The 21,641-nt window shown below is 66.1% G+C and carries 17 protein-coding genes and 1 tRNA gene; 11 read left to right on the top strand and 7 right to left on the bottom strand.

The genetic code is table 11. From position 1 onward, the window contains the following. Window positions 1–5: 5 nt before the first annotated feature. From GXY47_09235 to GXY47_09220, 4 genes are all read left to right on the top strand, one after another. A complete protein-coding gene (locus tag GXY47_09235) occupies window positions 6–1,133 on the top strand; it encodes an ABC transporter permease (GenBank protein ID NLV31326.1) in 1,128 nt (375 codons plus the stop codon). Between the two features lie 4 nt (window positions 1,134–1,137). Further along, complete coding sequence (locus tag GXY47_09230; protein ID NLV31325.1) at window positions 1,138–2,286, top strand: ABC transporter permease; 1,149 nt, start codon at window positions 1,138–1,140, stop codon at window positions 2,284–2,286. A gap of 92 nt (window positions 2,287–2,378) precedes the next feature. Then, complete coding sequence (locus tag GXY47_09225; protein ID NLV31324.1) at window positions 2,379–3,152, top strand: hypothetical protein; 774 nt, start codon at window positions 2,379–2,381, stop codon at window positions 3,150–3,152. A gap of 23 nt (window positions 3,153–3,175) precedes the next feature. Continuing rightward, on the top strand, window positions 3,176–3,760 hold the full coding sequence (locus GXY47_09220; GenBank protein NLV31323.1) for a methyltransferase domain-containing protein: 585 nt from the start codon (window positions 3,176–3,178) through the stop codon (window positions 3,758–3,760). 79 nt (window positions 3,761–3,839) lie between these two features. Here the strand turns inward: GXY47_09220 and GXY47_09215 are convergent, their stop codons facing one another. Next, a complete protein-coding gene (locus GXY47_09215) occupies window positions 3,840–5,072 on the bottom strand; it encodes a cytochrome C (GenBank protein ID NLV31322.1) in 1,233 nt (410 codons plus the stop codon). Window positions 5,073–5,208: 136 nt separating this feature from the next. Next, the gene (locus tag GXY47_09210; GenBank protein NLV31321.1) at window positions 5,209–6,294 is read right to left on the bottom strand and encodes a saccharopine dehydrogenase family protein; all 1,086 of its coding nucleotides are present in this window, start codon (window positions 6,292–6,294) and stop codon (window positions 5,209–5,211) included. A 75-nt stretch (window positions 6,295–6,369) separates the two neighbouring features. On the opposite strand from GXY47_09210, the gene GXY47_09205 reads away from it, so the two are divergent. Continuing rightward, window positions 6,370–7,572, top strand: a complete 1,203-nt coding sequence (locus tag GXY47_09205) for an anion transporter (protein ID NLV31320.1) — start codon at window positions 6,370–6,372, stop codon at window positions 7,570–7,572. Between the two features lie 24 nt (window positions 7,573–7,596). On the opposite strand, the gene nifJ is transcribed toward GXY47_09205, so the two are convergent. The 4 genes from nifJ to GXY47_09185 all read right to left on the bottom strand — a co-directional run bounded on the left by nifJ (window position 7,597) and on the right by GXY47_09185 (window position 14,231). Next, window positions 7,597–11,163, bottom strand: a complete 3,567-nt coding sequence (nifJ, locus tag GXY47_09200; GenBank protein ID NLV31319.1) for a pyruvate:ferredoxin (flavodoxin) oxidoreductase — start codon at window positions 11,161–11,163, stop codon at window positions 7,597–7,599. 274 nt (window positions 11,164–11,437) lie between these two features. Beyond that, window positions 11,438–12,877 carry a 2-ketoisovalerate ferredoxin oxidoreductase gene (locus GXY47_09195; GenBank protein NLV31318.1) on the bottom strand — a complete coding sequence of 480 codons (1,440 nt, stop codon included), beginning with the start codon at window positions 12,875–12,877 and terminating at the stop codon, window positions 11,438–11,440. After that, on the bottom strand, window positions 12,858–13,922 hold the full coding sequence (gene vorB, locus GXY47_09190; GenBank protein ID NLV31317.1) for a 3-methyl-2-oxobutanoate dehydrogenase subunit VorB: 1,065 nt from the start codon (window positions 13,920–13,922) through the stop codon (window positions 12,858–12,860). Before vorB ends, GXY47_09195 begins: the two co-directional genes overlap by 20 nt. A 66-nt stretch (window positions 13,923–13,988) precedes the next feature. Continuing rightward, window positions 13,989–14,231 (bottom strand): ferredoxin family protein, encoded by a 243-nt coding sequence (locus GXY47_09185; GenBank protein NLV31316.1) that lies wholly within the window; start codon window positions 14,229–14,231, stop codon window positions 13,989–13,991. 157 nt (window positions 14,232–14,388) lie between these two features. Between GXY47_09185 and GXY47_09180 the strand changes: the two genes are divergently transcribed. Both GXY47_09180 and GXY47_09175 read left to right on the top strand, forming a co-directional pair. After that, window positions 14,389–14,694, top strand: coding sequence for a hypothetical protein (locus GXY47_09180; protein NLV31315.1), 306 nt, complete (start codon window positions 14,389–14,391; stop codon window positions 14,692–14,694). Between the two features lie 51 nt (window positions 14,695–14,745). Then, on the top strand, window positions 14,746–15,828 hold the full coding sequence (locus GXY47_09175; protein NLV31314.1) for a hypothetical protein: 1,083 nt from the start codon (window positions 14,746–14,748) through the stop codon (window positions 15,826–15,828). Here GXY47_09175 and GXY47_09170 read toward each other — a convergent pair. Beyond that, entirely contained in the window at window positions 15,825–18,287 is a 2,463-nt protein-coding gene (locus GXY47_09170) for a molybdopterin-dependent oxidoreductase (protein ID NLV31313.1), read from the bottom strand. The genes GXY47_09175 and GXY47_09170 overlap by 4 nt on opposite strands. Window positions 18,288–18,580: 293 nt before the next feature. On the opposite strand from GXY47_09170, the gene GXY47_09165 reads away from it, so the two are divergent. From GXY47_09165 to GXY47_09150, 4 genes are all read left to right on the top strand, one after another. After that, window positions 18,581–18,657, top strand: a tRNA-Met gene (locus GXY47_09165). A gap of 164 nt (window positions 18,658–18,821) precedes the next feature. Further along, window positions 18,822–19,403 (top strand): hypothetical protein, encoded by a 582-nt coding sequence (locus tag GXY47_09160; protein ID NLV31312.1) that lies wholly within the window; start codon window positions 18,822–18,824, stop codon window positions 19,401–19,403. Window positions 19,404–19,586: 183 nt separating this feature from the next. Then, window positions 19,587–20,756, top strand: coding sequence for a Fic family protein (locus GXY47_09155; protein ID NLV31311.1), 1,170 nt, complete (start codon window positions 19,587–19,589; stop codon window positions 20,754–20,756). Next, window positions 20,756–21,640, top strand: coding sequence for a DUF72 domain-containing protein (locus GXY47_09150; GenBank protein NLV31310.1), 885 nt, complete (start codon window positions 20,756–20,758; stop codon window positions 21,638–21,640). Before GXY47_09155 ends, GXY47_09150 begins: the two co-directional genes overlap by 1 nt. Window position 21,641: the final 1 nt, after the last annotated feature.

Raw genomic sequence — 21,641 nt, 5'->3', positions numbered from 1 at the left:
AGCGCATGAACCTGCGAAGAACCCGGGCCGCGGCGCGCAAGGAGTTTCTCCACATCCTGCGCGACCCGATCAGTCTCGTCATGGCGCTGGCACTTCCGATCCTGATGATCCTCCTGTTCGGGTACGCGCTGACGCTCGACGTCGACCGGATCCCCGCGCTCGTTTACGACGCCGACCGCTCCCCCGCCAGCCGCGACCTGGTCTCGCGCTTCGAACTGTCGCGCTATTTCCAGATCCTGGGGGACGCGGACGGGTACCGCGAGATCGAACACTCCATCGACCGCAACGAGTGCATGCTCGGCATCGTCATCCCCCGGGACTACGCCCGGGACCTGGCTTCCGGCCGCAATCCCCAGGTCCAGCTCCTGTTCGACGGCAGCGATTCCAACACCGCCTCCATCGCCCTCGCCTACGCCACCGGCATCATCCGGCCCCTGGCGGACTCGCTGCGCTCCCCGGCGCCCGCAAAAGCGGCCGGCGCCCGCCCGGCCGTCGACGCGCGGCTGCGCGTCTGGTACAACAGCGACCTGAAATCGAGGAACTACATCGTCCCGGGGCTGATCGCGCTGATTCTCATGATCATCGGGGCGCTCATGACTTCCCTGACCCTGGCGCGCGAATGGGAGATGGGGACGATGGAACAGCTGCTCTCCACGCCCCTGCGCCCGGCCGAGGTCGCGCTCGGGAAAATGAGCGCCTATTTCGTTCTCGGGGTCGTCGACATGGTCCTGACGGTGGTGATCGGGGTCCTCATCTTCGGCGTGCCCCTGATGGGGAGCCTTCTGTTCCTGGCCTTTTCCGGCTGCCTGTTCCTGGTCGGCGCCCTGTTCTGGGGCATCCTGGTGTCGGCGCTGACCCGGTCCCAGCTGGTCGCCTACCAGCTGGCGATGCTCAGCTCCTTCCTCCCCGCGTTCCTCCTGTCCGGGTTCGTGTTCGCGATCGAAAACATGCCGCTCCCGGTCCGGATCATCAGTCATCTCTTCCCGACCCGCTATTTCGTCACGATTCTCAAGGGCATTTTTCTGCGCGGGGTCGGCATCGAGGTCCTCTTCCTGGAGGTGGGACTGCTCGCGGCCTACGCGGCGCTGATCTACCTGATCGTGCTCCGCAAACTCAAACAGAAGGTGGCCTGAAACCATGTGGAACCGCATCGCGGCGATCATCCGGAAGGAATTCATCCAGACGCTCAAGGACCCCCGGTCCCTGGCGCTGCTGGTCGGCCCCCCCATTCTCCAGCTGATCCTCTTCGGTTACGCCGTCAACCTGGACGTGGAAAAGGCGCGGCTGGGATGGATGGACGCGGACCGGACCCCCGAAAGCCGCGAGCTCGGGGACGCCTTCCGCAACTCGCGCTACTTCGCACTGACAGCCACGCCGGAGAGCGAGGGGGAAATCCGCGAACTCCTCGACCGCGGGGCGGTCGACGCCGTGGTCCGCCTGCTCCCGGGATTCGGCCGCGACGTCATGCGCGGGAACACCGCCGGGGTACAGATCCTCGTCGACGGCACCAACTCCAACACCGCGTCGATCGTCTCCAGCTACGCCACCCGGATCGTCGCCTCCTACGGCGCCGCCGTCGGAGCCGCCCGCCCCAAGGCCCCGCCCTCCCCGGCCGTGGGGCCCCCGGTTCCGGCCGTCATCCCGGTCCTGACGGCGGAGGACCGGGTCTGGTTCAACCCCGACCTGCGCAGCCGCGTCTATTTCGTCCCCGGCGTCATCGTCAACATCATCGCCCTGGTGACCATCATGCTCACGGCCATGAGCATCGTGCGGGAAAAGGAGCTCGGGACCATGGAGCAGCTGATGGTGACCCCGGTGCGCCCGTTCGAGCTGATGCTGGGGAAGCTCCTCCCTTTCGCCCTGATCGGCGTCTTTGAGGTCCTCTTCATCGTAGTCGCCGCCCTGCTGGTGTTCGGCATCCCCCTGCGCGGAAGCATCCCCCTGCTGATGTTCTGCTCCATCCTCTTCCTGCTGACGACTTTGGGCGTGGGCCTTTTCATCTCCACCCTGTCGCGCACCCAGCAGCAGGCGATGATGCTCTCCTTCTTCTTCTTCATGCCGGCGATGCTGTTGAGCGGCTTCGCCTTCCCGATCCGAAACATGCCCCCTGCCGTACAGCTGGTGACCTACCTGAATCCGTTGCGCTACTTCATGCAGATCGCCCGCGACCTTTTCCTGAAAGGGGTGGGCGCGCCGGCAATGTGGCAGGAGATCGCCGCGCTCGGCCTGGTCGGCCTGGCGGTTTTCGTCCTCAGCGCCCTCCGGTTCCACAAGAAACTGGACTAGGCCCCCCGGCGCCCCCCCTCTCCGCGTGCCACTTTAATGATGGCCGCGGATCGGTTTCCAAGCTATTATGGAACGCCGAAGAGGAGGCCGGAATGAAGCTTTGGATACGCAGAATATGTCTGACGGCGGCGCTGCTGTCGCCCGCGGGCGCCCCCGCGGCCGCCTTCGCCGACCAGGCCGCGGCCGCGCACGAGCCGCGGGCCGCCGAGACCGCCGCGGCCGAGGCCCTCACGCGCCTCGGCATCCCCCTGCAGCGGGACCCGGAGGGGGTCGTGCGCTGGATCGAGGCCGACCAGGGCCAGTTCACCGACGAGGCGCTCGCCCGCCTGCCCGCCCTCCGCAGCCTCGAATGGCTCGAGATCGGCGGAGGCCGCGTCACCCCTGCAGGGCTGGCCCACCTCCAGAATGCCACCGCGCTCCGGCGCCTCTATATTCACGACATCGATCTCGGCGCGAATCCGCTCCCCTGGCTTTCCGGCCTGCCGAACCTGGAGGCCCTCGCACTCCGGCACACCGGCACCGACGGCGCCGTGCTCAAGCACCTGACGTCCAAGTCCCTGACCGTGCTGAACCTGAGCGGGAACCCGGTCGGCGACAACGCCATGGAGGCCGTCGCCCGCCTCCGGCAGCTGGAGGTCCTGGCGCTGGCCGACACCAAGGTCACGGGAGCGGGGATCGCCAGCCTGGAAGGGATGCCCCGGCTGAACGAACTCAACATCATGCGGTGCGATATCCGGGACGGCGATCTCCAGTCCTTCCTTTCCATGCCCAACCTCCGGATCGTCTACGCCGAGGGGACACCCCTCGGAGACATGGCCGTTCACGGCATCGTACAGCGCTTTCCCATGCTGGCGATCTTTCGCTAGAACCCTGCAAGAGAGGACGGATCATGCATCGAAAACTGCGGATTTTGCCGGCACTGGCCGTTATCGGGGCCTCCCTGGCCCTGGGTGCCGTGGCCCCGGGAGATGAAGGGGACCCCGGGTGGATGCGCACCCCGGACGTGGTCTACGTGGGGACCCCCTACGACGTGGTTTCCACCATGCTCCGGATGGCGGGTGTCAAAAAGCAGGACGTGGTCTACGACCTCGGGTGCGGCGACGGCCGCATGCTGGTGCTGGCGGCCCAGAAGTACGGGTGCCGCGCCGTCGGCTACGACATCGACCCGGTGCGCGTCCGGGAGTCCCGGGAGAACGTGGCCAGAAACGGGGTCGGGAACCTGGTCGAGATCATCCAGGAGGACATCTTCAAGGTCGACCTGGCCGAGGCCACCGTCCTCCCCATCTACCTGCTCCCCGAAATGAACCGCCGCCTCCTGCCCCAGCTGGAAAAACTGAAACCGGGCTCGCGGATCGTTTGCCACGATTACGGGCTGGACGGCATCATCCCGGACGAGACCAGGACGGTGATTTCCAACGAGGACAACGCCAGTCACATCCTCATGCTCTACACCACCCCCCTGCGCAGGAACTGAGAGACAACCCCGGAAAACAGAGCGGGCCGCCCGGAGGCGGCCCGCGGTTGGCCCTTGCGGCGTTTTGGGAAACGAGGGGCTATTTCCCCTTCGCCTTGCGCATCTCCTCCGCCATGTACTTGATCTCGGTCAGGTCGCTCTGCATCTCGCTGTAGCCGTACCACCAGGCGTAATCGGGGCTGGCATGAAACATCCCCTGGAACGCCCGGTTCCGGTGCTCGAGGAACATCACGAACAGCTTGGTCTCGATCGAAGTCGGGGCGTCCTGGAACGCCAGGAGGTCGGGGAAGGCGTAGGCGTAGGACTTGGGTTGCTTGAGGACCCCGTCTTTATACAGCCCGGCGACGACGCGGATCGCCTCGGCCATCAGGTGATCGATCTCCTTGATCATCTGGTCCCCCTTGAGCAGTTCCGACCCGGCGAAGCTGGCCGAGTGGCACTGCCGGCAGGTATTGAGGGTCTTGTCCCGTTCCTTCTGCCACTCCTCCTGCGTGGTGCGCAGCAGATCGATCTTCTTCACCGCGTCGAGACGCTCGGTGGGATTGCCGGCAGGGTCGAGAACCCCGATAGCCTGAAAGATGGTCTTGCGGTCCTCGGCCCAGATGATGTCCCCCGGCATGGGGAGCCGCAGCCCCAGGAAACCCCAGGCGGTCCGGACTTCGTGATTTCCCTCCTGCATGTGGCAGGTCTGGCAGGTAGGGGCGGCCGTCCCTTCCGGCAGAACCTTGTTCTGTTTGAGCAGGGCGCGCACGCCGTGCTTGGAGGAGGAATACATCTCCCACTGGGGGTGGTCGAAACCCATGTGGCAGGTCTGGCACGCCTGCGGCTGCCGCGCCTCGACGACCGAGAAGGTGTGCCGCGTGTGGCAGGCGTCGCAGGAGGCCGTGCCGTAGCCGGGATTGTTCTTCTTCAGGTCCTTGATCTCCGCCTCGGTCTTGACCCCGATCTTGTGGCAGCCGCCGCACCCCTTCATCCCGTCGGTGACGATGGAGGGCTGCCAGTGCATGGTGGGCATCGCCTTCATCGAAGCCCAGGCCAGGGCGTGTTTTCCCTTCTTGTACTGCTGCACCCGGGCGTCGTGGCAGGTGGCGCAGGTGTCCGGGGTGGGAATCTTCGTCTTGGCGACATCGGTGGCGGAGACATGGTCCGAGCCGTGGCACACGGCGCAGTCCATCCCCATCTGCCCGTGCTTGCTCAGCTCCCAGTCGGTCACGATGTTGGGGGTGACGTTCTTGTGGCAATCCACGCAGTCGGCCGCCAGCCCGGCATTGAGACTCATGCCGGCGGCAAGGGCCGCTGCGAACAGCATCATGCGCAATCCCGGCGTTTTCATGGTACCGCCTTTCTGAAATACATCAAATCCCGGTCGTTGGGTGTCCGGTCGAGCCTTTGGTCTTCATTATAGGGGATTCCGGCGCGGACGCAAGATTTTTGGAAGCGCGCGCGGATCAGGCGTAGGCGTTCGCGAATCGGTTGGCGATGAAATCGGGATACCCGAAACTCTCCTGGGTGACGAACCCCCGCGGCGGGCGCCCCGATTGCAGCACCGTGTCCGCCACCGCGCACAGGGCGCTGGCCGTGGTGACCTGGATGGCGGCCCAGGGGCGGCCGGAGATCTCCCGGGGGTAGAATTTCCTGACGTAGTTCTCCTCGAACAGCGCGCCGTCCTGCTTCCCGGTCACGGAGACGTACACGAGGACCACGTCCTGGTGGGTCCGGGGCACGGCCGCCTCCAGGATGCGCTTGAGCGTGCCGCGGTCCCGGTTGAGCTTCAGGTCCTGCATCAGGAACTGCATCTTCTCGCAGTGCCCGGGGTAGCGCAGCGTCTTGTAGTTGAGCGTCCGCACCCTCCCCCGGTAGGTTTCCGCCAGGGTGCCGAGGCCGCCGGAGGTGTTGAATCCCTCGTAGAGGAGACCGTCCACCGAGATCGTCTCGTACCCCTCGAGGGGCAGGAGGGTCGTCGTCCTGCCCTCCTCGACCCCGGTGCACAGGTTGCCGTACTCGTTGATCAGACCGTCGGTCGACCAGGTCAGCGAATACTTCAGCGCGTTGCCGGGGTTGACCGGAAGCGCCCCCACCCGCAATTTCACCGTGTCGAGTTCGTCGAAATGTTTCATGAGCTCGTTGGCGATGATGCTGATGAACCCGGGGGCCAGGCCGCACTGGGGCACGAAGGCCACCGGCGCGCCGGCGCTGATCCGGGCGATGTGGCGCGCCACCTCCACGTCCTCGGTGAGGTCGAAGTAGTGCAGGCCGTGGCGCAGCGCGGCCTCCGAGACCGCGAAGTTGCCGTAATACGGCAGGCAGGAGATGACGGCCTCGGCCGGGTGGGCGCCGATGAAGCTCTCGAGCGCCGCGGGATCGGAGGCGTCGACCTGGTGCAGTTCCACCCCGGCGCAGGCGGTAGCCCGGAGGCGCCGCACGGCATCCCGGTCCGAATCCCCCACGACCAGTTCGTAATCGCCCGACTCCGAAAGGAGGCAGGCGATCAGCGCCCCCACCTTCCCGGCCCCCATCAGCAGGATACGTTTCATCCGCACCTCCCCAATTCCCCGCCCGACCATGATTTATCCGCTTGAAATCGCAAAAGCAAGGAGCAAAATAGCCTCGTGCTCGCGGCCGCGCTGATTTTCCTGGGGACCTATCTCGTGCTGGCTCTGGGGCGGTTGCCCGGCTTCCGGGTGGACCGCACCGGAGCGGCCATCATCGGCGCCAGCCTGATGATGGCGTTCGAGGTGCTCACCCTGGAGGAGGCCTGGGCCGCCGTCGACCACAACACGATCCTGCTCCTGTTCGGGATGATGATCGTGGCGGCCAACCTCCGCGTTTCGGGCGTCTTCGCCGCCGTGAGCGCGTGGTCGGTCGAGCACGCCCGCCACCCGCTCACGCTCCTGGCCGCCGTCATCCTCGTCTCCGGCGTCTTCTCCGCTTTCTTCGTCAACGACACCGTCTGCCTGGTCCTGACCCCCCTCGTGCTGGACATGGCCCTCGCCCTCGGGCGCAACCCGGTCCCCTACCTGCTCGCGGTGGCCATGGGATCCAATATCGGCAGCGTGGCCACCATCACGGGGAACCCCCAGAACATGATGATCGGGGCCTTTTCCGGCATCCCCTACCGCACCTTCGCCGCCGCGCTCGGCCCCGTGGCCGCCGTCGGGCTGGTCCTGACGTTTCTCGTCATCGCCCTCGTCTACCGCGGCGAATTCCGCCGCGCGGAGACCCTCGCGGTCGCTCCGCGCCGCACGCGCATCCACCGCCCGCTGGCCTGGAAATCGCTCACCGTCTCCGCCCTCATGCTCATCGGCTTCTTCTCGGGATGGCCGGTCGCGGAGGTGGCGATCGTGGCCGCGGCGCTCCTGCTCCTGACGCGGAAGCTCAAGCCGGAGAGGATCTACCGGGAGATCGATTTTTCGCTGCTGGTGCTCTTCATCGGCCTTTTCATCGTCATCGCCGGGGTCGAGAAGACCCTGATGTCGTCCGACGCGCTGGTGCGCGCCGCGGGCAGCGGGCTGGAGCGCCCGATCGTGTTCAGCGCCGCCGCCGCGCTCCTGTCCAACCTCGTAAGCAACGTGCCGGCGGTCCTCCTCTTCAAGCCGCTGATCCCCGCCCTCGGCGATCCGGAGCGCGGCTGGCTGCTGCTGTCGATGGCCTCCACCCTGGCCGGGAACCTGACCCTCCTGGGGTCGGTCGCCAACCTGATCGTCATCCAGAAGGCCGGGCGGAAGGCGCGGATCGGTTTCGCGGAATACTTCCGGACCGGCCTGCCCCTCACGCTCCTGACGATGGCCGCGGGAATGTGGCTCCTCCGCTGACCCGCGCGGTCCGACGGCGGGAGCCTACTCCTCCCCGACGCCGTAGTCGAGGGTCGCCAGCTGCCGGTAGAGCTGCTGCCGGGCCCGGATGTCGCCCTGGGCCAGGGCGAGGAGGCGCTTGGCCTCCTCGGGCTGGCTCAGCGTCAGCATCTTGTAACGCGTTTCGGCGTAGGCGTAGTCCTTCACCGGGATGGTCGGCGGCCGGGAATCGAGGATCAGCGGGTTCTTCCCCTCCATCGCCAGGAGCGGGTTGTACCGGTAGAGGATCCAGTGGCCGCTGTTGACCGCCGCCTTCTGCTGATCCATCCCGTGGATCATGTCGTAGCCGTGGGCGATGCAGTGGCTGTAGGCGATGATGATGGAGGGGCCGGGGAAGGCCTCGGCCTCCTGGAACGCCCGGATGGTCTGTACGTCGTTGGCCCCGAGGGCCACCGAGGCCACGTAGGCGCCCCCGGAGTTCATCGCGTGCATCCCGAGGTCCTTCTTGGAGGCGGGCTTCCCCCCGGCGGCGAACTTGGCTACGGCCGCCCGAGGGGTGGCCTTGGACATCTGCCCGCCGGTGTTACTGTACACCTCGCTGTCGAGCACCAGGATGTTCACGTCGCGGCCCGAAGCCAGGACGTGGTCCAGCCCGCCGTAGCCGATGTCGTAGGCCCAGCCGTCCCCGCCGACGATCCACACGCTCTTCTTCACCAGGTTATCCGCCAGGGTGAGGAGGCTCCTGGCCTCGAGGGAATCCGTCCCCCGCAGCCGGTCCTTGAGCGCCGCCACCCTTTCCCGCTGGTCGAAGATGCCGGCTTCGGTCGACTGGTCGGCGTCGAGCAGCCGCCCCGCCAGCTCGTCGCCGATCCGGGGCGCCAGCGCCCGGACCAGCTCCCGGGCCACTTCGGCGTGCTGGTCGACCGTCAGCCGGAAGCCCAGGCCGAACTCGGCGTTGTCCTCGAAGAGCGAATTGCTCCAGGCCGGCCCCCTCCCGTCCCGGTTGCGGGTATAGGGGGTCGTCGGGAGGTTGGCACCGTAGATGGAGGAGCACCCGGTGGCGTTGGCGATGAGGGCCCGGTCTCCGAAAAGCTGCGTCAGCAGCTTGATGTAGGGGGTCTCACCACAGCCGGCGCACGCCCCGGAAAACTCGAAGAGCGGCTCGAGCAGCTGGGTGGTCTTGACGCTGCTCAGCCGCAGCAGCCGGCGGTCGTACTCCGGCAACTCGAGGAAGAAACGGAAATTCTCCCGCTCGGCGAGGCGGACCGGGGGCTGCGGCACCATGTTGATCGCCTTGAGCCTCGGCTCCTTCCGGTTGCGCGCGGGGCACATCCCCACGCACACGCCGCAACCGGTGCAGTCCTCCGGGGCCACCTGGACGGTGTACATCATGCCCGGCTCCAGGTCCTTCCCCTTCGCCTGCATATGCTTGAAGGTGGGGGGCGCCGTCTCCAGGTGCCGGGCGTCGTAGGCCTTGATCCGGATGCTCGCGTGCGGGCAGGATATGGCGCATTTGCCGCACTGGATGCAGGTGTTCGGGTCCCACGAGGGGATCTCCAGAGCGATATTGCGCTTCTCCCACCTGGCGGTCCCCGTCGGGAAGGTCCCGTCCACGGAGAAGGCGCTCACCGGGAGGCGGTCCCCCTCCCCTTCGATGATGCGGGCGGTGAAGGTCTGCACGAAATCGGGGGCCTCCTCCGGCACCGCCGGCGGTTTTTCGATGCTGCTGGTAGGCGATGCGGGGACCTCAACCTCGAAAAGGTTGGCCAGCGTCTCCTCCACCGCGCGGAAGTTCTTCCGGACGACCTCCTCCCCCTTCGACCCGTACGTCTTCTGGATCGATTTCTTGATGGCGTCGATCGCCTCGTCGCGCGGCAGCACCCCCGAAATGGCGAAGAAGCAGGTCTGCATGATGGTGTTGACCCGCGCGCCCATCCCCGTCTCCTTCGCGACCTTGTAGCCGTCGATGACGTAGAAACGGATCTTCCTGTCGATGATGCGCTGCTGCACGCTCCGCGGGATCCGGTCCCAGACCTCGTCGGGACCGTAGGGGCTGTTCAGGAGGAAGGTAGCCCCTTCGACGGCGTCCCGGAGCATGTCGTACCGTTCCAGGAAAACGAACTGGTGGCAGGCGATGAAGTTCGCCTTGTCCACGAGGTAGGTGGAGCGGATCGGTTTGGCCCCGAACCGGAGGTGCGACACGGTCACTGTGCCCGACTTGCGCGAATCGTAGGAGAAGTACCCCTGGGCGTGGTTGAGCGTGTCCTCACCGATGATCTTGATGGAATTCTTGTTGGCGCCGACGGTGCCGTCCGCCCCCAGCCCGTAGAAGAGGCAGCGGGTGACGTCCCCCTCGACGCTGAACCCGGGGTCGTAATCGATGGAGTTGTCCGTGACGTCGTCGTGGATCCCGACGCTGAAATAGTTTTTCGGATTCTCCTTTTTCAGTTCCTCGAATACGCCGCGGATCATGGCCGGGGTGAATTCCTTCGAGGAGAGCCCGTAGCGCCCCCCCACCACCTTGGGAAAGCCCGTGAGCGGCAGGGTGCCGGCGGAAAAGGATTCCGCGATCGCCGTGACCACGTCCTTGTACAGCGGCTCCCCGCCTGCGCCCGGCTCCTTGGTCCGGTCGAGCACCGCCAGCGCGCGCACCGACCGCGGGAGCGCCCGGAGCATGGCTTCCCCGGAGAAAGGACGGTAAAGGCGGACTTTCAGGACACCTACCTTTTCCTTCCGGTCGGCGAGGTATTCGACGGTCTCCTCGGCCGCTTCCGCCCCCGACCCCATCAGCACGATCACGCGCTCCGCGTCCGGGGCGCCGACGTAGTCGAACAGGTGATACTGCCGCCCGACGACGGCGGCGAACCGGTCCATGGCCTTCTGTACGATGGCGGGGGCGGCCAGGTAGAAGGGATTCGCGGCCTCCCGTGCCTGGAAGAAGACATCGGGGTTCTGCGCCGTCCCCCGGATGACGGGGTTGTCGGGGGAGAGCCGGCGCAGGCGATGGGCCAGGACCAGGTCGTCGTCGATCATGGCCCGGATATCCTCGTCCGTGAGCTGCTCGATCTTCATGATTTCATGAGAGGTCCGGAACCCGTCGAAGAAGTGCACGAATGGGACGCGGGCCTGGAGCGTCGCAGCCTGGGCGATCAGGGTCATGTCCATCACTTCCTGCACCGAGCCCGAGGCCAGCATCGCCCAGCCGGTGGAGCGCACGGCCATGACATCGCTGTGGTCGCCGTAGATCGAAAGCGCGTGGGTCGCGATGGTGCGGGCGGTGACGTTGAAGACCGTGGGCGTCAGCTCCCCGGCGATCTTGAACATGTTGGGGATCATCAGGAGCAGCCCCTGCGATGCGGTGAACGTGGTGGTCAGGGCGCCGGCCTGCAGCGCGCCGTGGACGGCCCCGGCCGCCCCCCCCTCACTCTGCATCTCTGTCACCGAGGGAATCATCCCCCAGATGTTCCTGACCTTCCGGGCAGTCCAGGCGTCGGCCCATTCCCCCATCGGCGACGACGGGGTGATGGGATATATCGCGATGACCTCGCTTGTGCGATAGGCGATATAGGCTGCGGCCTCGTTACCATCGATGGTAACCCTTTTTCTTTCCATGGTTCACCCTCTGCGAGTCAAGGTGGGGAGAGCGGCTCCGGGCAGGGGCGGTTGCGACCCCTCTTTCACTTCCACCCGCGTGATCGTCTGACCGATGATGCCCGTCCATGTCGGCGATTTCTCCGGCCGGGAAGAACCGGGTCCCCCGGACAGACAGGCCCATTCTAAAATAATACGGGGGGTATTACCAGCCGGTATTTCTCCGGTCGACCCGGCCGCTCCGGGAAAAGGGGCGGAACGGGATTAGTCCCTGATTTATCACATCTTAATGAGTTCAGGGCTGCGCCGCTTCGACCGCCGCCCGACGTCCGGCTTCGATCGCCCGGCGGTTGCTCTGGAGCATCCCCGGCCGGGTCCCTTTCTCGGCGAACGCCGCCAGGATCGATTCCTGGTCCACCGCCCCGGTCAGCTCCAGGTAGGCGCCCAGCATGACCATGTTGGCCGATTTGGCGCTGCCCAGTTCGGAGGCGATTTCGTAGGAGGGGATCCTGACGATCCGGATATCCTTCCGGTCCGGGACTTCCTTCACCATCGACGTGTTCGCAAGCAGGAGCCCTCCCGGACGGACCGCGGGGGCGAATTTTTCGATGGAGGGCTGGTTGAAGGCGATCAGGCTCGTGGGGCGGCTGATCCAGGGGGAGGCGATCGAACTGCGGGAGAGATGCAGGTGGCAGTGGGCCGTCCCCCCGCGCATTTCCGGCCCGTAGGAGGGGATCCAGGTGACCTCCAGCCCCTCGCGCATGGCCCCCTCGGCCAGCGCGAGCCCCGTGAAGAGGACCCCCTGCCCGCCGAACCCGCTCAGGGTGAGCGCCTCTTCCCCGATTTCGCCCCGGGCCACGCTCCCGGCCGCCGGGGCCGGCGTTTCCGTCCGGGCCGCGGGGGACGCGGGCCCGAGGAGTGTCCCGGCCGCCTTGGGCGCACCGATCCCCCTGGGGACATGGCCGCTGCGGTCGAGGTCCCGGAAAACCCGGAGCGGGAAAACCGGGATCATGTGCTTCTCCACCCAGTGCATCGCCTCATCGGGCGGGACCTTCCAGCCGCTGGGGCAGGGGGAGAGAACCTCGACGAAGGAGAACCCGCGCCCCTCGATCTGGTTCCGGAGCGCCTTGCGCACCGCCTTGCGTGCGCGCATGTTCTGCCGGGCGTCGGTCAGGGCCACCCGTTCGATGTAGGCGGGCCCGTCGAGCGTCGCCAGCAGTTCGCACATCCGCATCGGCGGCCCCTCGACCTCGAAGGAACGCCCCCTGGGGGAGGTCGTGGTGCGCTCACCGAGCGGGGTCGTGGGCGCCATCTGCCCCCCCGTCATGCCGTAGATGCCGTTGTTGACGAAAAAGACCGCGATCGATTCCCCGCGGTTGGCCGCGTGGAGAATCTCGTTCCCCCCGATGGCGGCCAGGTCGCCGTCCCCCTGGTAGCAGAATACGACCGCCTCCGGGCGCGCGCGTTTGACCCCGGTCGCCACGGCGGGGGCCCGGCCGTGGGAGGAGGAGATATTGCCCACGTCGAGGTAGTAGTACATGAAGATGGAGCAGCCGACCGAACCGACGAGGATGGTCCGGTCCTGGATGCCGAAATCGTCGATAGCCTCCGCGATCAGCTTCTGCAGCACCCCGTGGCCGCACCCGGGGCAATAGTGGGTGATTTCGGTATCCCCCCCCTTGCGCTCGAAACGGTCGTAAAAAGATGCGGATCGGCTATGCTTTGTTTCCCACACACTCTTTCTCCATCTTTCTGAGGGCTTCGGCCACTTCCTCCGCCGCCGGCATCATCCCCCCGGTCCGGCGCATCAGTTCGACCGGGGTGATCCCGCCCACGTGCAGGCGGACGTCGTCCACCATCTGGCCGCTGTTGAGCTCCAGCACCATTATGGCGTACACCTTGCCGGCCAGCTGGCGCAACCGCCGGGCGGGAAACGGGAGGAGGCTGATCGGGCGCAGCAGGCCCACCCGGACTCCCTGGTCGCGGGCCATGTCCACCGCGGCGCGGGCGATGCGGCTGCTGATGCCGAAGGCGACGACGAGGATTTCGGCGTCCTCCGTCCGGATCTCCTCCCACCGGACCTCGTTCCTCTCGATTTCCGCGTAGGTCTTTTCCAGCCCGGTGATGTGGATCTCCTGTTTTTCGTGCTCGAGCAGGATCGAGGTGATCAGGTTTCCACGCGTGCGGGCGGTGCCGGTCACGGCCCACGGCTTTTCCGGCGCCTCCGCGGCCCCGGCGGTGATCTCGACCGGTTCCATCATCTGCCCGAGCGCCCCGTCGGCCAGCACCATCACGGGGGTGCGGTAGCGGTCGGCCACGTCGAAGGCATGGATCGTGAGGTCGCACATTTCCTGGACGCTGTTGGGGGCGAAGACGGGGGTCCTGTAGCAGCCGTGCCCGCCGGCCTTGACGACCTGGTGGTAGTCCCCCTGTTCCACGCCCAGGTTCCCGAGCCCCGGCCCCGCCCGCTGCACGTCCACGATCACCCCCGGCAGCAGGGCGCCCGCCATGTAGGAGATCCCCTCCTGCATCAGGCTGATGCCGGGGCCGGAGGAAGCGGTCATGGCCCGTGCGCCCGCCGACGAGGCGCCGAAGAGCATCTGGATGGCGCCGATCTCGCTCTCGGCCGGGACGAAGACGCCCCCGGAATCGGGAAGGAGAAGAGAGGCCATTTCCGCGATTTCGCTCGCCGGGGTGATCGGATAGCCGAAGTACGCCCTGCACCCCGCGGCGACCGCGCCGCGCACCACCGCTTCATTCCCCTTCATCAACAGGCGCATGCGCCGCCTCCAGAATCGATAACCGGCCCCTGTTCGGGCCTCTTCCTGCGTAAGCCACAAACCCTTTCAGGCTGCGGGCTTACCCTCACCCAGCGTGCGCACGCGCACGGTGATGGCCCCGGGCTCGGGGCAGACGTAAAAGCAGATGCCGCACCCGGTGCACCCGCTCCCCTTGTAGACCGCCGCATTATAGCCCTGTCGGTTCAGCACCGTCCCCTGCTCAAGCACCTTCGCGGGGCAGGAAACGACGCAAAGGCGGCACCCCTTGCAGAGATGGTGCGCGATGATGACATCGCCGCGATCCGACATGATTTCCTCCAGCACGTTCCAGCCCTCTGCCGGGCATGGTAAAACTTTAACCATAATCTGGATTGACTGACGAGGCAACACCTGTTTCGAAAAAAGGTTTCATCTTGGCAGGGCTGGACGGCCCGGGTTAGAATGGCCGGAATTGGGAGGAGAAATCATGTCCCGGCAGAACCCCAGCATCTCCGTCGAGTGCCCCTGTTGCGGCGCCCGCATCGTCATCGACCCGAACCTCGGCAAGGTGATCCGGCACGAACTCCCCCCCCCGAAAAAGAATTCCCTGGACCTCGGGGAGGCGGCCGAACTCCTGCGCCGGCAGGCGGAGGAGCGGGAGGCCGTCTTCCGCCGGAGCGCCGCGGACCTCGAGTCCCACTCGCAGCTGCTCGAGCGGAAATTCGAGGAATCGCTGGATCAGAACCGGGGCCGGCCCGTGACCCGCCCCACCCGGGATATCGATCTTGATTGATACCTGAGGGATTCCCGGGACATGCCCGGATCGCCGGGCCGAGTTCCGACCATGACGAAGCTTCTTCGAAATCTGTCCCTGCGCGCCAGGATTGCGGCCGGGTTCATCCTGATCGCCATCCTGAGCACCGTCCTGGCCGCGTTCATGGGGTCCAGGATCCTCACCCGGACCATGCTGGACGAGGAACTCAAACAGCTCCGCCAGGACCTCCGGTCCGCCTCGATGGTCTACGCCTTCGCGCGGGACTCCGTGCGGCAATCGGTCCAGGGGGCGGCGCGCTCGGAGCGCCTGGCCCTGGCGCTGGAACCGGGAGGGAGGGAGACGGTCCCCGGCCTTCTCGCGCGCATCCGCGAGGAACAGCGCCTCCATTTCCTGACCTTCGTGGACACCCGGAGTCCGAGGATGCTGCGGGCGCTCGAGAGGGATCTGGAGCAGCCCGGGGCCGACCGTCTCCCCATCCTCGATTACCTCAAGAACGCCCTGTCCGGGGGAACCTCGGCGGGGACGGAGGTGCTCCCGCCCGAGTCGCTCCGCAGGGAGGGGCAGGCGCTGGCGCAGCAGGCCCGCGTCCCGATCCATTCCTCCCCCGACGCCCGGCCCGAGGTCGACAGCGGGCTGGCCCTGATCGCGGCGACGCCGGTGGAGACCAGCTCCGGCTTCAAGGGAGTGCTCTACGGGGGGATCCTCCTCAACCGCGACACCCGGCTCGTGACCCGGATCGGCGATTTCGTGTTCGGCGCGCGCCACGCCGACGACGCGTCCGACGGGATCGTTTCCCTCCACCTGGGCGACGTGCGGGTGGCGACCAACGCCGCGACCCCGGACGGGGAGGGGGAAGCCGGCACGCGCGCCCACGCCGACATCGGGCGCACCGTCCTGTCCCTGGGGAAGACTTTTTTCGGCCGGGTCCACGAGGGGTCAGGCCGCCAGCTGGCCGCCTGCGAGCCCCTGCGCAACCGCCGGAGCGCCGTGGTGGGGATGCTGTGCGTCGGGATCTCGGACAAGCCGCTCCTGGACGCCCAGTCCTCGATGACGGCGACCTTCCTGATGGTTTCCGGGATCGGGGCCCTGATCGTGCTGGGCCTCGCCTTCTTTCTCACCCGCGCCGTGACGGACCCGAAGGGAGGAGCCTAGATCTTCCCCAGCGCCCGCAGCACCCTGTCGGGCGTGATGGGGTGGTCGAGGATCCACTTCCCCGTCGCGTTGTGGATGGCCGACGAGGTGATGGCCGCCAGCGCCGCCCCCACGTTCTCCCCGATCCCGAACGATCCGTACGCCCCGTACCCGAGGTGGCTCTCGTTGAGCAGGCAGCGGACGGCGGGGTAATCGTTCATCGTGGCGAAATGATAGTGGGCCAGGTCGAAATTGAGCCCGACCCCCGTCCGGGGGCAGAAGACCTTCTCCTCGGTGGCGCTCTTGCCCAGCCCCATGACGGCGCCGCCGTACTGCTGCGCCTCGCACCCCCGGCGGTTGAAGATGTGGCCGACGTCGTTGACGCACACGATCCCCGTAACGTGGACCCTCCCCGTCTCCACGTCCACCTCGGCCTCGATGAAGTGCGCCTGCCGCCCCATGACGTAATACTTCCGCCCCCCGCCCATCATCTCCGTCATCATGGCGATCGGGGGCCGGACCTCGGGGTGGGCCACCACCGGGCTCTGGCTCATGAAGCCCCCCGCCACCTGGGCCAGGGGGCGCTTCCGTTCGGGGTCGGCCTTCTCGAAGATCATGCTGTCCCGGATGTCGAAGTCCTCCGGCTTTTTGGCCTGCGGGGTCTTCGCGCCGCCCGGCGCCCCCATCATGAACCCCATCGGCATGGCGCCCGTCGCCGCCGCGATCTCGAGGATCTTCCCCTTCAGCTCCCGGGCGGCGAGGACGAGCTGGCTGGCCGCGTTCACCATCCCGCTCGACCCCGCGGGCTGGGCCAGCGACCAGGCCCCGTTGTCCACCCTCCGCTCCTGGATGAGCACGTCCTCGTACTTGAGGCCGATTTCCGCGGCCACCGAGTGGCGGTAGCCCGACTCGGTGTCGATCCCCATGTCGCACCGCAGCCCGACGATGGTGACTTTGCCGTTCTGGAGCATCAGGCAGGCGTGGGAGTTGCTCACGAACGACATCATCCCGGCGCCCCAGTGCCATTCGTTGATCGAGGTGAACCCCATCCCGTGCATCCGCCCGCTCGGAAGGCGGCGCGCCGCCGGGGGGTGCCACTTCCGGTCCCAGTCGATCGCCTCCTTCCCCATCTCCACGACCTCCCTGAGGCTGTGCCGCCGCGGGAAGCCGTTCTCCTCCTGGTACCGGGTAATGAAGTCCCAGTCGTGCCCCTGGCAACCGTCGTTCAGGAGGGCTACCTCGGTCGGGTCGAGGCCGAACTCGGCGGCCACCAGGTCGAACATCACGTTGTGGGGCACGCAGGCGGCGGCCCCGTGCCGGAAGCACTCCTGGAAACCCTTGTTGGTCAGCGGCCAGGTCTGGGACCCCCGGATGTTGGGGATTTTGGTGCACTCGTAGGTCTTGTCCACCGCCGGGTTGCGCGCCCCGGTCATGTGCCAGTGAAAGGCCGTGATCGTCCCGTCCCTTTTCGCCCCCACCTTGCAGCGGTAAGTCCCCGCCTCGTCCCCGCCGCAGTAGAAGCCGCTCTCGTCGTAGAGGAGTTTCACCGGCCGGCCGGCCGCGCGCCGGGCCAGCACGGCGGCCAGGCGCACGAAGGAGTTGCTGTAGGCGAGCCAGGCCAGCCCCCCGTACCAGGAACCCTGGTAGGGGAAGGTGACCCTGATTTTGGACCAGTGGGTGAAGGCGGGCTCTCCTCGGGCACCCCCGAAGGGGAACATCCCCATCCCCCCCATGCCGCGGGGGGAACTCAGATCGCTCTGCGGGTTGGCCTGGTGGTGGACCCAGAGGTCCAGGCCCCCCTCCTTCCACTGGGCCACGCACACCATCGCCTCCACCCCCGCCGGGGTGTTCATCTCCCTGCGGATGGTGTACTCCAGGACCTTGTCCGCCTCGGCGAACCCCTTTTCGAGGTCGCCGATCTTCCGGTCCTCGCTCCCGATCACGTTGGGCCCGCGCTTGGCCCCCGCCCCGGGAAAAAACGGCATCATGCGCCGCACCTCGGGCATGATCTTCGGGGCGTCCTCCCCGGCCGCCTCCTCCATGTCGAGGAGGAAGGGGAGCTCCTCCCACTCGACCTCGACGAGCCCCAGCGCGCGATCGCAGATCTCCTCGCTGTCGGCCGCCACGGCCACCCCCATGGGGTGCTGGTAGAAATCGGCCGTCCCGGGCAGGGTCAGGATGCTGTAGCTCGCGGAGATGTCGGCCCCGGTCCCGCTGTCGGAGGCGATGTCGGGGTCGTCCCAGGTCAGGATGTCGCGCACCCCCGGGAGCTCCTTCGCCCGGGTGACATCCATCTTCACGATGCGCGCGTGCGCGCGCGGGGAGACGAGGATCTTGGCGTACAGCATCCCCGGCAGCGCGATGTCCCTCGTGAATATCGCCCGCCCCGAAACCCGGTCGAAGGCATCCTGCCGCGTCATCTCGCGCTTGATCTGCGCGCTCGCTTCCGGGACCTTCCAGGTCCAGGCCTCGTCCGCCATGCTCCCCCCCCTGGCCCGTCCCGGGCGCCACACGGCGACGGCCCTCCGGCCCTGCTCCCGCCCCGTCCGCCCGGTCCGGCGATCGGCAATTTCAGTGTGATCGCGGGTCATGCCCGCCTTTCGGCTTTCATTACGCCCCGCGTCGGGCGAACGCTACAGGCGGGGGCGACACCGGGCCCCGCGCCCGGCGCGATTTGGACTTGAAAAGCGGCGCGGAAGTCAGCAAAATGAGTGGCCTGCCGGATTGCCGGGCCCCGGGTCACCCCCGCCCCCGATCCGGGCTTCGATCTTGTGGCGACGTAGCTCAGTCGGTTAGAGCGTGGGATTCATAACCCCAAGGTCGGTGGTTCGATTCCACCCGTCGCTACCAACTCCCACCATCACCAGGAAACCCGCGGCCGCCCTCCTCAAGACGTCGGGACATGTTTATTGCATATTCGCCCGCATTTTTATGTTTTCGCATATCCCCTTCCCTTCAAAAGCGATATGCTATTGCATGCCGCCCATGACCCGCCCATGACGATGAGGAGCCTCATGAACCGGATGCTGTTCAAAAACCGCGCGCAGTTCAGGAAATGGCTGACGAAAAACGCCCTGGCCGGTGAAGGCGTCTGGCTGGTCTTCGGCAAAACCTCCAGGGTGGAAACCATCAGGGCGGACGAAGCCCTGGAGGAAGCTCTCTGCTTCGGCTGGATCGATGGCCAGATACGGAGTGTCGACGACGATACGTACGTGAAATATTTCAAGCAGCGCGACGTCGCGAGCCACTGGTCGGACAAAAACAAAGGCCTCGTCCAAAAGCTCGAGTCGCTGGGCCTGATGACCGATTTCGGCCGGGCGAAGGTCCAGATCGCCCGACAAAACGGACGCTGGACCGCACCGAAACCGGGCGCCCTGACCGACGACCAGGTACGGTCGTTCGAGGATATGCTGAAAGCTCATGGCAGCGCCTACGCGAATTTCGTGAAGATGACGCCCTCCGCGCGCAGAACCTACGCCAGGTCGTATTTTCTGGGCGCCAAGACCGACCAAGGCAGGCAAAAACGGCTCGCCGCGATCATCGAGCGCCTCGAGCTCAATTTGAACCCGATGGAAAGCATGAAAAAGCTGGGATAGAATCCATGAAGGAGGCCGGCCGCAGCGGGCCTCCTCGAATTCCCGCTCATGGTTCGGAATCGCCCATAAACCGTTCCGTCGCGCAGTACGCTCGATAAGGCAACAGTGGATCTCAGACTTGGACATTGAAGAAGACATATTCTCCGTTATATATTATGAGTATTGGTTATACATAGGACATCAATGAGGACATACGAGAAGACCCACCCTTGGCTGAAATTCCAGGCGGACCTGCACGGTCTGTCGCCGTCCACCTGGATGGCGCTGGGGGAATGCCAGTCGAAGTGCGAGCATATCGCACGGGTGCCGCTACGTCCTTCGACGGCGGAAGAGCTCTACAAGCTGTTTCTGGCGAAGGGGATCGCCGCTACGACGGCCATCGAGGGCAACACGCTCACCGAAGACCAGGTCCGCAGGCATCTGGACGGCAACCTGGAGGTGCCGCCCTCGCTGGAGTACCAGAAGCAGGAAATCGACAACGTTCTTGCCGCCTGCAACCGCATCCTGGACGATGTGGCGACAGGCGGGGGCGAGCCGCTCTCGGCGGCGGCCATCCAGGCACACAACCGGGAAGTGCTGGCAAATTTGAAACTGGAGGAAGGGGTGCAACCGGGTCAGCTTCGCACCCATTCCGTCCTGGTGGGCAAATACCGGGGCGCGCCGGCGGAAGACTGCGAATATCTGCTGGACCGGTTGTGCCAATGGCTGAACGGGCCGGACTTCCGGCCGCAGAAGGGAATGGAGATCGCATTCGCAACGTTGAAGGCCATCCTCGCGCATCTGTACATCGCCTGGATTCATCCCTTCGGAGATGGCAACGGGCGCACCGCACGGCTGGTGGAGTTCGAAATCCTCATCCGTTCGGGCGTGCCGGCGCCGGCCGCGCACCTGCCGAGCAACCATTACAACCAGACCCGGACCGAGTATTACCGCCAGTTGGACCACGCCGGCAGATCGGGAGGCGAGGTGACCTCCTTCGTGGCCTATGCCATCCAGGGTTTTCTGGACGGGCTCCAGGGCCAATTGGAAACCATCTGGAACCAGCAGTGGGACGTTGCCTGGCGAAACTACGTGCACGAGCTCTTCCGGGACAGAGGCAATCCCAGCCAGCAGCGTCAACGTCATCTGGTGCTGGACCTGTCGCGGAGGCAGGAGCCGGTTCCCATGGCGAAACTGCCGGAAATATCACCGCGCCTGGCCAGGGCATATGCCCTCAGGACCGCCAAGACCCTTTCGCGCGACGTCAATGCCCTGGTCAGGATGGGGCTGCTGGCACTGACGCCCAAAGGATACGTGGCACGACGCCAGTCGATTCTCGCCTTCCTGCCGCCGCGGGCGAAGCCGCAAGCCTGATGCCGGCACCCTTTCCGCCCAATCTGCATGTGGGGACTTCGAGCTGGAGTTCCACGGACTGGTGCGGCTCCTTCTATCCCGATTCCGTGGATCCCGGCGAGATGATCCGGGCCTATTCGGAAAAGCTGCAGACGGTGGAAGTGGACTCCACCTGGTACCGCACGCCGAGCCGTAAAACGGTGGAAAGCTGGAAGACGAAGACGCCCGCGGGATTCATCTTCTCGGCGAAGGTCCCCAGGGTCATCAGCCATGACAAGTACCTGGAGGGGTGCGAGACGGAGCTGAAGGAGTTCATCTCCGTGATGTCGGGCCTGGGGAGTCGGCTGGGGCCGATGATCCTGCAGTTCCCCTATGTCGCCAAGGGGAAGGACCCGCAGGAATACCGGACCGGCGAGGATTTCGTCCGGAGGTTGAAACGCTTTCTCCCGCTCCTCCCGTCCGGATTCCGGTGGGGGATCGAGATCCGGAACCCCCTGTGGGTCCGGCCGCCGCTGCTGGACCTCCTGCGCGGCCGGAGCGTCTCGCTCGTATTCATCGACTACTATACGATGGATCCGCTCCCGAAACTGGCCGCCCGCGGCGAGGTTTTCACCTCATCTTTCGTCTACGTGCGCTTCCTGGGCCATCGAAAAGAGATGGATGCGGCGATAGGGCGGGCGCAGGACGCGGGGGTGCGCCGACGCCCCTTCGAATCGCTCCTCCTGGACCGGACCCCGGAAATGCGCGCCTGGATCCCTCCCATCAAGGCGGTCCTCGCAAAGGCGTTCCAGGTCTACGTCTATTTCAACAACCACTACGCCGGGTACGCCCCGGGATCGGTGGAGCTGTTTGACAGGCTATTCGCGGAGGCGGCGCCGGGTCCTGACCCGGCGCCGCCACGATAGA

Source organism: Acidobacteriota bacterium (genome assembly GCA_012729555.1).
GTDB lineage: Bacteria > Acidobacteriota > UBA6911 > UBA6911 > UBA6911 > UBA6911.
The sequence above is the reverse complement of the archived record's forward strand: the minus strand, read 5'-3'. Positions and strand labels throughout refer to the sequence as shown.